The organism is Methylophaga sp. UBA3603 (assembly GCF_002375335.1).
In the GTDB taxonomy this organism is placed as follows: Bacteria; Pseudomonadota; Gammaproteobacteria; order Nitrosococcales; family Methylophagaceae; genus Methylophaga.
Map to the genome: position 1 here is coordinate 297,751 of NZ_DFMC01000009.1, position 13,081 is coordinate 310,831.

11 protein-coding genes and 1 tRNA gene are annotated in these 13,081 nt (G+C 46.0%); all 12 read left to right on the plus strand.

The features are described 5' to 3' along the window. The first annotated feature begins 34 nt into the window (after positions 1–34). Entirely contained in the window at positions 35–1,108 is a 1,074-nt protein-coding gene (gene glnL / locus B4F66_RS08725; protein ID WP_292354794.1) for a nitrogen regulation protein NR(II), read from the plus strand. Beyond that, on the plus strand, positions 1,098–2,501 hold the full coding sequence (ntrC, locus tag B4F66_RS08730; RefSeq protein WP_292354795.1) for a nitrogen regulation protein NR(I): 1,404 nt from the start codon (positions 1,098–1,100) through the stop codon (positions 2,499–2,501). Before glnL ends, ntrC begins: the two co-directional genes overlap by 11 nt. A 54-nt stretch (positions 2,502–2,555) precedes the next feature. Then, positions 2,556–2,632: transfer RNA gene (locus B4F66_RS08735), tRNA-Met, on the plus strand. Between the two features lie 64 nt (positions 2,633–2,696). Next, positions 2,697–3,170 carry a ribosome maturation factor RimP gene (gene rimP / locus B4F66_RS08740; RefSeq protein ID WP_292402037.1) on the plus strand — a complete coding sequence of 158 codons (474 nt, stop codon included), beginning with the start codon at positions 2,697–2,699 and terminating at the stop codon, positions 3,168–3,170. A gap of 75 nt (positions 3,171–3,245) precedes the next feature. Next, positions 3,246–4,760, plus strand: coding sequence for a transcription termination factor NusA (nusA, locus tag B4F66_RS08745; protein ID WP_292354798.1), 1,515 nt, complete (start codon positions 3,246–3,248; stop codon positions 4,758–4,760). Positions 4,761–4,763: 3 nt separating this feature from the next. Then, entirely contained in the window at positions 4,764–7,565 is a 2,802-nt protein-coding gene (gene infB, locus B4F66_RS08750; protein WP_292354800.1) for a translation initiation factor IF-2, read from the plus strand. After that, the gene (gene rbfA, locus B4F66_RS08755) at positions 7,565–7,966 is read left to right on the plus strand and encodes a 30S ribosome-binding factor RbfA (protein ID WP_014706505.1); all 402 of its coding nucleotides are present in this window, start codon (positions 7,565–7,567) and stop codon (positions 7,964–7,966) included. The genes infB and rbfA overlap by 1 nt, the downstream gene beginning before the upstream one ends. Positions 7,967–7,975: 9 nt before the next feature. Further along, complete coding sequence (gene truB, locus B4F66_RS08760; protein ID WP_278361241.1) at positions 7,976–8,905, plus strand: tRNA pseudouridine(55) synthase TruB; 930 nt, start codon at positions 7,976–7,978, stop codon at positions 8,903–8,905. A 129-nt stretch (positions 8,906–9,034) separates the two neighbouring features. Further along, positions 9,035–9,304 carry a 30S ribosomal protein S15 gene (rpsO, locus tag B4F66_RS08765; RefSeq protein WP_278361242.1) on the plus strand — a complete coding sequence of 90 codons (270 nt, stop codon included), beginning with the start codon at positions 9,035–9,037 and terminating at the stop codon, positions 9,302–9,304. Positions 9,305–9,495: 191 nt separating this feature from the next. Next, complete coding sequence (gene pnp, locus B4F66_RS08770; RefSeq protein WP_278361243.1) at positions 9,496–11,589, plus strand: polyribonucleotide nucleotidyltransferase; 2,094 nt, start codon at positions 9,496–9,498, stop codon at positions 11,587–11,589. A gap of 61 nt (positions 11,590–11,650) precedes the next feature. Then, complete coding sequence (gene modA, locus B4F66_RS08775) at positions 11,651–12,415, plus strand: molybdate ABC transporter substrate-binding protein (protein ID WP_278361244.1); 765 nt, start codon at positions 11,651–11,653, stop codon at positions 12,413–12,415. Positions 12,416–12,418: 3 nt separating this feature from the next. Continuing rightward, the gene (gene modB / locus B4F66_RS08780; protein WP_278361245.1) at positions 12,419–13,081 is read left to right on the plus strand and encodes a molybdate ABC transporter permease subunit; all 663 of its coding nucleotides are present in this window, start codon (positions 12,419–12,421) and stop codon (positions 13,079–13,081) included.

Sequence of the window (13,081 nt, forward strand, 5' to 3'; positions counted from 1 at the left end):
TTACAAATGGAGCGTTTTTTGCAGATGGCAGGCCATGAACTTAAACGACAAACTGATTAATGTTGAACAGTTTTCCAGCGATGATGTACTGGAGAGTTTAACGACTGCGATATTAGTACTCGACATGAATTTACGGGTTTGTTACATCAATACTTCAACGGAAGTCATGTTTGAAATCAGCCAACGTCAGGCTGAACATATTCCCTTTCAGACTTTGTTACCGGGTGAAACACATCTGTTGAATTCATTACGCCGGGTTATCAGTAATGGACAGGCGCTAATAGAACGTGAAATTCAGTTATTTCTGCCTGCTGCAGGCGAAATAGTTGTGGATTGTTCAATCCAAATGCTGGACGTTGCTGAGCCCCATCTCCTGGTAGAGTTGGCACAGCTGGATTATCAACAGCGCGTCAATCGTGATGAAAATTTACATACCCAGCAACAGGTAGTTCGTGGTCTGGCGCACGAAATTAAAAATCCGCTGGGAGGGTTGAGAGGTGCTGCACAGTTATTGGAACGTCAGCTGGATTCGGATGATTTGAAAGAATATACCCGAATCATCATTAATGAAGCTGACCGGTTGCAAAACCTGATGACTCGAATGCTGGGGCCTTATCAGCAATCCGAAAAGCAGTTTTTGAATATTCATGAAGTTTTACAACGAGTTCGCCAGCTTGTAGATATTGAAGTCGACGAGCGGCTTCAGTTTATAGCTGACTATGATCCCAGTATCCCGGATTTACACGCTGATTTTGATCAGTTGATTCAGATTATTTTAAATATTGTGCGTAATGCAGTTCAGGCAATGCATGGCATTGGCATTATTCGGCTGAAAACTCGCATCCAACGTAATCTGACCATTGAAAAACGTTTTTATAAATTAGGCGTGCTGATTGAAGTAGAAGATAACGGCCCGGGTATTCCAAAACAATTACAGGACAGTTTGTTCTATCCCCTGGTGACTGGGAGAGCTGATGGCACAGGGCTAGGATTATATCTGGTACAGAATCTAGTGCAGCGAAATGCTGGCACAGTCAGTTGTATCAGCCATGCAGGCCAAACCATATTTTCAATTATTTTTCCCCTGGAGTTAAACCGTGAGCGCTAAAGCAATAGCATGGATTGTTGATGATGACCGATCGATTCGATGGGTATTACAAAAGGCATTGGAAGCCGTAGATATCACTGTCAAAGCCTTTGAGAGTGGTGATCTGGTGTTGGAGCAATTAAAACGAGGTACAGATACCCCGCCAGATGTGCTGGTCAGCGATATCCGTATGCCAGGCCTGGATGGGCTGCAATTACTGGCAGAAATTCAGCGTAAGCAACCTGATCTACCGGTCATTATTATGACCGCTTATTCGGATCTGGACAGTGCTGTATCTGTATACGAAGGTGGTGCTTTTGAATACCTGCCAAAACCCTTTGATGTTGATGAAGCGGTTGATTTAGTACAGCGAGCGATTACTCACCATCATCAACAGCATAGTAATCCTGCTGGCGAAATGAATATTGGCAGTGAAATTATTGGTGAAGCACCCGCCATGCAGGAGGTGTTTCGTGCCATTGGACGGCTCGCACGTTCCAATATCACTGTATTAATTAATGGTGAGTCGGGCACTGGTAAAGAACTGGTCGCCCATGCTTTACACAAACATAGTCCGCGCAGGCAAAACCCGTTTATTGCTCTGAATATGGCTGCTATTCCCAGAGAATTGTTGGAGTCTGAATTATTTGGTCATGAAAAGGGGGCTTTTACCGGTGCACACGTGCAGCGTAAGGGAAGATTTGAGCAGGCAGATGGTGGCACCTTATTTCTGGATGAAATCGGTGATATGCCGTTGGAACTGCAAACACGACTGTTAAGAGTCTTATCAGACGGTGAGTTTTTCCGTGTTGGTGGGCATAGTGCTGTAAAAGCGGATGTGAGAATTATTGCTGCTACGCATCAGAACCTTGAACAGCAGGTTGAGCGTGGCGATTTCCGTGAGGATTTGTTTCACCGTTTAAATGTTATTCGTATCCATATTCCTTCCTTGCGTGAACGTCGGGAAGACATTCCGGCGCTGGTAGCCTACTTTCTCAACAAAGCGGCGCGCGAGCTTAATATGGGAGTAAAAAGTGTCTCACCTGAAGTTGAACGTTACTTATCGCAATTACCCTGGCCCGGCAACGTAAGACAATTAGAGAATACTTCTCGCTGGCTTACTGTGATGTCTCCGGGGCAGGTTGTGCAAATGGATGATTTGCCAATGGAGCTGACGGCTGACGGTGGTGTGGAAACAGCTCGTAGCGGTGGTGACTGGCAACAAATGTTTCGCCAGTGGGCTGCAAACAAGGCCCTGAGCGGACAGGAAGGCGTGTTGGCTGATGTTGTACCGATGATAGAACACCTGCTAATGGAGGTTGCTTTAGAGAAAACAGCCGGCAAACGTCAAGAAGCCGCAAAATTATTGGGCTGGGGCCGAAATACACTTACCCGTAAACTGAAAGAGAATTGATAATCGGGCTTGCTAGCATGTAGGGCTTTGTGTATAGTATGCGACTTAGTCAGGTGCGGGGTGGAGCAGCCTGGTAGCTCGTCGGGCTCATAACCCGAAGGTCGTTGGTTCAAATCCAGCCCCCGCTACCAATAATAATGTTAAGACAGGACCCCTGATTGGGGTTTTTGTTTTTGTGGAGTTAAAATTGGGCCGATGGCCCTTTTTTTTTATTTGTTGCCTATGGCCGTATCTGATCAGATTGAAAAATTAATTGAAGCGCCGATTGAATCGCTGGGGTACCAGCTTGTCGGTGTGGAATACATTCAGGGTGGACAAAATCCACTCCTAAGAATCTATATTGATGCAGATCAAGGTATTGGTATTGAAGACTGTGAACGTGTCAGTCATCAGGTCAGCGGCATTCTCGATGTCGAAGACCCCATCAAAAAAGCCTATTCACTGGAAATTTCCTCACCCGGATTTGATCGTCCCTTATTTAAGGAGCGTGATTTCATCCGTTTTACTGGTTCCTCAGCAAAAATTACCACTAAATTACCAGTGGAAGGCAGACGGAATTTTACCGGTGTGTTGCAGGGCTTTGAGAATGGTGAAGTATTAATTGAAGTGGATGGTGAGGTCTACGCCTTACCATTGGCAAAGTTGGCTAAAGCGCGACTGGTTGCCTGAAAAAGCGTACTATTTGCTGTTAATGAAAAAACTTAGTTTTGGATCAATTGCTTGCATCGATCCACTGGGGGCGTGATGAATAATAAAGAAATTTTGCTGGTTGTTGATGCCATGTCTAATGAAAAAGGCGTGGGTAAAGAAGTTATATTTCAGGCGATCGAAGCGGCGTTGGCAATGGCCACCCGTAAACGTTATGAAATGGAAATAGATGCCCATGTTGCGATTGATCGCCAGACTGGCAACTATGAAACTTTCCGTCAGTGGTTAATTGTCGATGATAACGACGAAAACTTCGAATCTTCAGAGTTGCAAATTAAATTGTCTGATGCGCTGGCCAAACAGTCAGATGCCAAAGTAGGCGATTACATTCGTGAGCCAATGGAATCAGTTGAATTTGGTCGAATTGCTGCTCAAACAGCCAAACAGGTTATCGTTCAAAAAGTACGCGAAGCAGAACGTGCTCAAGTAGTTGATATGTATCGCGAGAAAGTCGGCCAGATGATTCATGGCACGGTTAAACGTGTAGAACGCGGCAACGTGACTTTGGATCTCGGCGGAAATGCTGAGGCTCTTCTGCCCCGTGAAGAAATGATTCCACGTGAGAATTTCCGTAGCGGTGATCGAATCCGTGGTTATTTGAAAGAAATTCGTTCAGAAGCGCGCGGGCCACAATTAGTCGTCAGTCGTGTCGCGCCAGAATTACTGATTGAACTGTTCAGTCTTGAAGTCCCGGAAATCGGCGATGGCATGATTGAAATCAAAGGTGCTGCACGTGATCCTGGTTTACGAGCCAAAATTGCGGTTTTAGCACATGAACCACGAATTGATCCGGTGGGTGCCTGTGTCGGGATGCGTGGTTCACGTGTTCAGGCAGTCACTAATGAATTGGCCGGTGAGCGCGTCGACATTATCCTGTGGGATGAAGAACCGGCACGATTTGCTATTAACGCCATGGCACCGGCAGAAGTATTATCTATTGTTGTTGATGAAGACGCTCACAGCATGGATATTGCTGTTGAAGACGGCCAGCTGTCACAGGCAATCGGTCGTGGTGGTCAGAATGTACGGCTTGCCAGCCAGTTAACCGGTTGGGAGTTGAATGTTATGTCAGCTTCTGATGCTGACCAAAAGGCCGAAACCGAAATCAGTTCATTGATTAAGACATTTATGGCTGATTTGGACGTTGATGAAGACGTTGCATTGATTCTGGCTCAGGAAGGTTTTTCTTCACTTGAAGAAGTTGCCTATGTGCCGGAACAGGAAATGCTTGATATTGAAGAATTTGATACTGATATAGTTAATGAATTACGTTCACGTGCCAGAGACGTACTGCTGACACGCGCCATTGCTAGTGAAGAGCAAATTGAAAGTGCATCTCCTGCTGAAACAATCCAGGATTTGCCCGGTATGACCGCTGAATTAGCTGCTAAGTTAACCAGTCAGGGTGTTATCACTATTGATGACCTTGCAGATCAGTCCGTGGATGAATTGGTTGAGGCGGGTGGCATTGATGAAAAACAAGCTGCCGCATTTATCATGAAAGCACGTGAGTCATGGTTTGCAGACGAACAAACAGAAACAGGGGAGTAACCAATGAGTGACATGAAGGTTAAGGACCTGGCCGACACTGTCGGTATCACACCTGAACGTTTAGTTGATCAGCTTAATGAGGCCGGTATTAAAGTCTCAAAGCCGGATGATCTGATTACGGAAGACCAAAAGCAAAGTCTGTTGCAATTTTTACAGCAAAGACATGGCAAATCAGCCAGTGAAAACGATGCATCACCTAAAAAAATCACACTGAAACGTAAATCAGTCAGTGAAATTAAATTAGGTGGAGGCACATCTCGTCAAGCCGGTAAAAGTGTCAGTGTTGAAGTTCGTAAAAAACGCACTTTTGTCAAACGGTCTGATGCCGAACCTAACACTGCCAGTGCGCCTGCTGAAGAACCTGTAATTGCATCTCAAGCACAGGCACACGCCGAAGAAGTTGCCCGTCAGGAGCAGCTTCGACAGCAGGAAATAGCACGCAAACAGCAAGAACAAACCAGCCTGCAGAAAGAAGAGTCTGAACGTGAAGCTGCAGCAGTTGCCGCAGCAATCGAAGCCGAAAGGCTGGCAGATGAAGAGGCACGTTTAGCTGCAGAAGAAGAGCAAAAGGCACTCGCCGAAGAAGCGAAACTCAAAGAAGAAAAAAAATCTGTCGCTGCCAAAAAACAAGCGGCAAAACCGGAATTGACGGCTTCTCAATTAGCACATAAAAAGCTGGAAGAAGCCGATGCCAAGCGTCGTGCTGCCAACCTTGCCCGTATCGAAGCTGAAAAAGCGCTTGAAGCGCGGAAAAAGGCTCGTGAAGAAGAGGAAGCTTTAGAAAAGGCCAAGGAAGAGGCGCGTCTTGCAGCCGCGGAAGCACAAGCCAAAGAACAGAAACCGGATCGTAAAGAAGCCGATGCAAAACACGTTGCGAATAAAGATAAACCCGCACGTCGTGGTCGGTTCCAACGTGATGATGAATTTGAACGTAAAGAACTTCATGTCAGCGAAGGCAAAGGTCGCCGCAAGAAGAAGAAAGGCGTCTCACAAAAAACTGCGACTGTTGAAACCACAACAGAACATGGTTTTTCCCGTCCAACCGCTCCGGTTGTTCGTGAAGTCAGTGTTCCCGATACCATTTCAGTTTCTGACTTAGCGCAGCGTATGTCGGTTAAAGCGGCCGAAGTAATCAAAGCGTTGATGGGTATGGGCACAATGGCCACTATCAATCAGGTCCTGGATCAGGATACCGCTGTTATTCTGGTTGAAGAAATGGGCCATGTTGCCAAGCCGGTTCAGGAAAACGAAGTTGAACAAGCCCTGGAAGCATCTATTGAAGTTACCGGCGAAGCGGTTCCAAGAGCACCTGTTGTTACTGTAATGGGCCATGTTGACCATGGTAAAACCTCTCTACTGGATTATATCCGTCGTACCAAGGTTACATCAGGCGAAGCGGGTGGTATTACCCAGCATATCGGTGCCTATAAAGTAGAAACCAGCCGTGGTGAAGTGACCTTTTTGGATACACCGGGCCATGCTGCGTTTACCGAAATGCGTTCACGTGGTGCCAAGGTTACCGATATCGTAGTCTTGGTGGTCGCGGCAGATGATGGTGTTATGCCGCAAACAATCGAGGCTGTTCAGCACGCTAAAGCTGCCGGCTCAACGCTGATTGTTGCCGTAAACAAAATGGATAAACCAGATGCCACGCCGGATCGGGTTAAACAGGAATTAACGAATCATGAAGTCGTCCCTGAAGATTGGGGTGGTGATGTTCAGTTTGTACCGGTTTCAGCTCTGACTGGGCTTGGTGTTGATGAGTTACTTGATGCGATTTCACTGCAAGCTGAAGTGATGGAATTGACCGCACCAGTTAAAGGTCCTGCTCACGGTACTGTTGTTGAATCACGTCTCGATAAAGGACGCGGTACGGTGGTAACTGTTCTGGTCCAACGTGGTACGTTGAGAAAAGGTGACATTGTCGTTGTTGGCCAGGAATTTGGTCGCGTTCGCGCCTTGTTCAATGAGAATGGTCAGGCAATGGATGAAGCCGGTCCTTCAACCCCCGTTGAATTATTGGGTCTGTCAGGTACGCCAGCATCAGGTGACGAATTGCAGGTAGCTCCGGACGATCGCACGGCAAGAGAGATTGCCAGTTTCCGTCAGACCAAAGCACGTGAAATGAAAATGGCCCAGCAGCAGGCAGCCAAGTTGGATGATATGTTCAACAAAATGGAAGCCGGCGATCTGAAAACGTTGAATGTGGTCATCAAAGGTGACGTTCATGGTTCAGTTGAAGCGGTTAGCCAGGGTCTGCAGAAGTTGTCGACCGATATGGTTCAGGTCCGGGTTGTTGGTTCAGGTGTTGGTGGTATTAATGAAACTGACGCACAACTTGCTGCTGCGTCTGATGCGATTTTGATCGGCTTTAATGTTCGTGCAGACAACACAGCACGTAAAGTGATTGCCGAAAAAGGTCTGGATGTTCAATACTTCAGTATCATTTATGATTTGCTGGATGTGGTCACCAAAGCGATGACCGGGATGCTGGAACCCGTCTACAAAGACGAAATCATTGGTTTGGCTCGTGTTGATGATGTATTCAGCTCACCGAAATTCGGCGACATTGCCGGTTGTCTGGTGCTGGAAGGCAGTGTTAAACGTAACAATCCAATTCGTGTTCTACGTGATAACGTTGTTATCTATGAAGGTGAACTGGAATCGCTGCGTCGTTTCAAAGATGATGTTAACGAAGTGAATGCCGGTACCGAATGTGGTATTGGTGTGAAAAACTATAAAGACGTTAAACCGGGCGATCAAATTGAAGTATTTGAACGTGTATTAATGAAACCGAGTCTTTAATGGCAAGAGAATTTAGTCGCACAAATCGAATCAGCGAGGTCATGATGCGTGAATTGGCTTTGCTGATTCAGCATGATCTGGCCGATCCGCGTGTAAGTATGGTCACGGTGTCACATGTTGATGTGACATCTGATCTGAAATATGCGCGTATTTATGTCACTCGGCTTAGTGGGTTTGATTCAGAAGAAGCCGCTAAAGAATGTCTGGCTGGTTTGAATAATGCCGCTGGCTTCTTACGTCGGGCGCTGGCCAAACGCGTGAAGTTACGCATCATGCCTGAACTGCAGTTTCGTTATGACACGACTTTGGAGCACGGCTTTTATATGGATGAGCTGATTTCCAAAGCTAATGCTGATATCAAAGACGAACAGGATCCTGATCCCGAAACTGATAAAGATTGAGTTTCGCCAATGGCAAAACGCAATAAAAAAGGTCGAGATATTACGGGTATCGTGATTATCGACAAGCCAACCGGATTAAGCTCAAATCATGTTTTGCAACGCGTTAAACGATTATTTAATGCAAACAAGGCAGGACATACCGGCAGTCTCGACCCCTTAGCCACCGGGGTATTACCAGTCTGCCTGGGCGAAGCGACTAAACTTTCCACCTATTTACTGGATGCTGACAAACAATACCAAGTGCGTTGTCAGTTGGGCATTCTTACCGATAGCGGTGATAGTGATGGCGAGGTGATAGCACAACAAGCCATTCCAGAATATTCCCCTGAACAGCTGCAGCAGGTTTTGCTGGATTTTGTCGGAGAGCAACAGCAGATCCCGCCTATGTTTTCTGCGTTAAAACATCAGGGCCAGCCATTATATAAATTGGCACGACAGGGTATTGAAATTGAACGAAAGTCACGCCTTATTACCATCTACAGTATTGAATTACTGGCATGCGATGCCGAGAGTTTTACCTTGCAGGTTGCCTGTAGCAAAGGAACCTATATTCGTACGCTGGTGCAGGATATTGCTGCCGCTTTAGGCAGCTGCGGACATGTCAAAATGCTGAGACGTACTGATGCGGCAGGCTATGATTTAACCCAGGCATTAAGTCTGGAAGCATTAGGGGAGTTGGCCGAGCAGCAAGGATTGGCAGGACTTGATAGTCAGTTACTTCCAGCCCATGAAGCTTTGCCGGACTGGCCCCACATCAAACTGGATTCGGCAATGTCTGATGATATGCGATACGGTCGGGCAGTCAAAACTGATGTTCAGGGACAAAGCGCAAAAGTCCGTTTATTTGATTATCAGGATCAATTTATCGGTCTGGGGGAATTGGCCGTGGACGGCACAGTTTCAGCAAAACGTTTGTTTGTTACCGGTGATACGGTTTAACTCGCTTGTGAATAGCGGATAAAACCGGTAAAATTCGCCACTCTTAAAAGGTTGGGTAATTCGGTTCAACGGGCTGGATTATTTCAGAATTTAACTCATAGCTAAAGGCTATAAAAAGTTGGAGTTTTTATGTCAATTACTGCAGAACAAAAGCAAGAAATCATTAAAAAATACGGTCGTACCGAAGGCGATACCGGCTCAGCTGAAGTTCAGGTAGCGTTGCTGACAGCACGTATTACAAATCTTTCAGACCATTTTAAAACTAACATCCATGATCATCACTCACGTCAAGGTCTTTTAAAAATGGTTAGTGGTCGTCGTAAAATGCTCGATTACCTGAAAAAAACGGATATTAACCGTTACCGTGATTTAATTGCTGACTTAGGTCTGCGTCGCTAAATTACTCGACGTGGTCTGTAAAACATCTCATCGAGCCTCCGCCAATATCATTGGCATTAGGCTGGTGCGTTGACTGATATGCCCCTGAAATCCCCCGCGGTTTCAGGGGCATATTCATTTATGCGTTTATCGTTTTTTAAATCAGTTATGAAAAGGTTCATGGCTGATGTAGTCAAGAGAAGGAAATACTAGTGAATTCAGTAAAAAAGACAGTTCAGTTCGGTGAGCACATTCTCAGCTTGGAAACCGGAAAAATCGCCCGTCAGGCCGGTGGCTCCATTATTGCCAGTCTGGGTGAGACATCAGTGCTTGTAACTGTAGTCGGAAAGAAGAATGTAAATCCTGGCCAGGATTTCTTTCCGTTAACCGTAAATTATCAAGAACGTACTTATGCTGCAGGTAAAATACCGGGTGGTTTCTTCAAACGTGAAGGCCGTCCTTCCGAGAAAGAAACACTGACCTCCCGTCTGATCGATCGTCCACTGCGTCCATTGTTTCCTAAAGGTTTCATTAACGAAGTACAGGTTATTGCCACCGTAATGGCATTGGATCCTGAAATCGATCCTGATATCCCGGCAATGATTGGTGCTTCTGCTGCCCTGGCAATTTCCGGAATCCCGTTTAATGGCCCATTAGGTGCTGCACGGGTAGGCTATGTTGATGGTAACTACATCCTCAACCCCTCCAAAAAACAATTGGCGACCAGTTCACTGGACTTGGTTGTTGCCGGTACTGAAAGTGCTGTATTGATGGTGGAATCCGAAGCATCTGAATTGCCTGAAGAGGTGATGTTAGGTTCTGTTATGTATGGTCATCAGCAAATACAGACAGCGATCAAACTGATTGATGAATTGAAAGCAGAAACCGCTAAAACAGCCTGGGATTGGACTGCTCCGGAAAAAGATGATCGTTTGTATAACGCTGTTAAAGATCAAGCGTTTGAAGGTATTAAAAATGCCTATGCTATCAGTGACAAAATGCAGCGTCAGGATCAACTGGCTGAAATTCGCCAGGCAGCAGTTGCTGAATTAGTCAGTGAAGATGGCGAATGGTCTGAAGATGACGTAAAAGGCGTGTTTGGCAAACTGGAAAAAGAACTGGTTCGTGGCCGCATTATTGCCGGTGAACCACGTATCGATGGTCGTGATACCAAAACGGTACGTCCAGTTTTCGTTGAAACCACTGTACTACCGCGTGTTCATGGTTCTGCATTGTTCACCCGTGGTGAAACTCAGGCTATTGTTGTGGCAACATTGGGTGCTGAACGTGATGCACAGATGATTGATGCTGTTGAAGGTGAATACCGTGACCGCTTCATGCTGCATTACAACTTTCCGCCATTCTGTGTCGGTGAAACCGGTTTTGTCGGTTCACCAAAACGCCGTGAAATCGGCCATGGTAAATTGGCTAAACGTGGTATCCAGGCCGTTATGCCATCCGCTGAAGAGTTCCCATATGTGGTTCGTGTGGTTTCTGAAATCACCGAGTCCAATGGTTCAAGTTCAATGGCGTCTGTGTGTGGAACATCATTGGCGTTAATGGATGCCGGTGTACCAATTAAAGCACCAGTAGCCGGTATTGCGATGGGTCTGATTAAAGAAGCGGATGGTTACGCCGTATTGACTGATATTCTGGGTGATGAAGATCACCTGGGTGATATGGACTTTAAAGTGGCCGGTACCGAGAAAGGTGTTACCGCACTGCAAATGGATATCAAAATTGAAGGTATCAACGAAGAAATCATGCGTACCGCATTGGCGCAAGCCCGTGATGGGCGTCTGCATATTCTGGAAAAAATGAATGCAGTGATTTCAACGCACCGTCAGGAAATGTCTGAATTTGCTCCACGTATTATCACTGTGAAAATTCATGCTGATAAAATCCGTGATGTAATCGGTAAAGGTGGTGCGACCATTCGTGCAATCACCGAAGAAACCGGTGCGACCATTGATATTCAGGATGATGGCACCGTGATGATTTTCTCTTCAGATTTCAATGCCGGTCAGGATGCTCTGCACCGTATTGAGCAAATCACTGCAGAAGTTGAAGTCGGCAAGGTCTATCAGGGCCGTGTTGCCAAGCTGATGGATTTCGGTGCGTTTGTTACTATTCTGCCGGGTAAAGATGGTCTGGTACATATTTCACAAATCTCTGATGAGCGTGTGGAAAATGTCAGCGATAAACTGTCTGAAGGTGACATGATTGACGTTAAGGTACTGGAAGTTGATCGCCAGGGCCGTATTCGTCTGAGCATGAAAGCTGTTAACGAAGTTACTGCAGACTAACGCAGTCAGTTACGTTAGACTTAAAAGCCCCGCACTGCGGGGCTTTTTTTTGGAATGAATAATGCGAAACAAGTTCATTAAACCCTTTTTGGCTATGTTGCTGCTAGTCTCCATGGGGGCGAGCGCAGATACACTCAGAGTGGCCGCGGCTGCCAATTTGCGGTTTGTTTTACCTGAATTGATACGTGAATATGAACACTCTTCTCACCATAAGATTAATGTAACTTACGGCGCGTCAGGAAATCTGGCGACACAGATAATTCATGGTGCGCCTTATGATGTATTTTTTTCAGCAAATCCGTTGTTTATTGATATTTTAATGGAACAGCAAAAACATCGTGGGCAACGTATCAACTATGCGCACAGTGAAATAGTGTTATTTGCTAATCAGTACTCATCATTAAACCTGGATAATCAGCTGCAAGGTCTAAAACAGGCTATTGAACAGAATCAGCTGGAAAAATTTGCGATTGCCAATCCTAAACATGCGCCATACGGCAAACTCGCACAACACCTGTTGATGGAAGCGGATATTTGGCAGACGATTCAACCACAGCTGTTACTGGCAGAAAGTGCTTCACAGACGCTGCAGTTTGCCCTGACCAGTAATGTCGATGCAGCCATATTGCCGTATCCGTATATGACTCAGGAGAAAATCAAACAGCAGGGGCGTTATATTAAATTACCTGGTGAGTTGTCCCAACAGCTGATCATCACCAAAGATGCGTCATTGCTTGCTGAACCGTTTATTAAGTTCATTACCAGCGAAGCGGCCGGCAAAATTTTTATCAAACATGGTTATCTTCCCATTACCGGGAATCCCTGAACGATGGATTGGCAGGCCCTTGAAGTATCAATTAAGCTGGCGCTAGCCACTAGCTTGAGTCTGTTACCAATAGGGTTGATATTGGCTTACAGCCTGGCCAGAGGCAGGTTTCGCGGGAAATATCTGGCTGAAGCATTGATTACCTTACCATTAGTCCTGCCACCGACCGTATTGGGCTATTTCCTGTTAGTGGGAATGGATAGTAACAGTGCGGCAGGAAAACTTTTTTATAGCATTACCGGCGACAATCTTGCCTTTTCGTTTAGCGGATTGTGGTTTGCTTCGATAATTTACAGTTTACCGTTTGCTGTACAGCCAATGCTCAGAGCGCTGGAAAATATTGCTCCTGAATTACGTGAAGCAGCATGGTGTAGTGGATTATCTCGCTGGAAAACCTTTATCAAAATTGAATTACCGTTAGCCTGGCCGGGGATTTTAACCGGATTGATTCTGAGTTTTTGTCATACGCTGGGCGAATTTGGCGTGGTGTTGATGATAGGTGGCAATATAGCCGGGGAGACTCGAACCCTGTCGATTGCAATTTATGACAGTGTGTTGGCATTTGATCAGCAACAGGCCATGCAGATGTCATTAATCTTACTGGCAATTGCTGTTATAACGGTCACGGCAATTTACCGATTTAACCACCGATTAATGCGGGTCTAG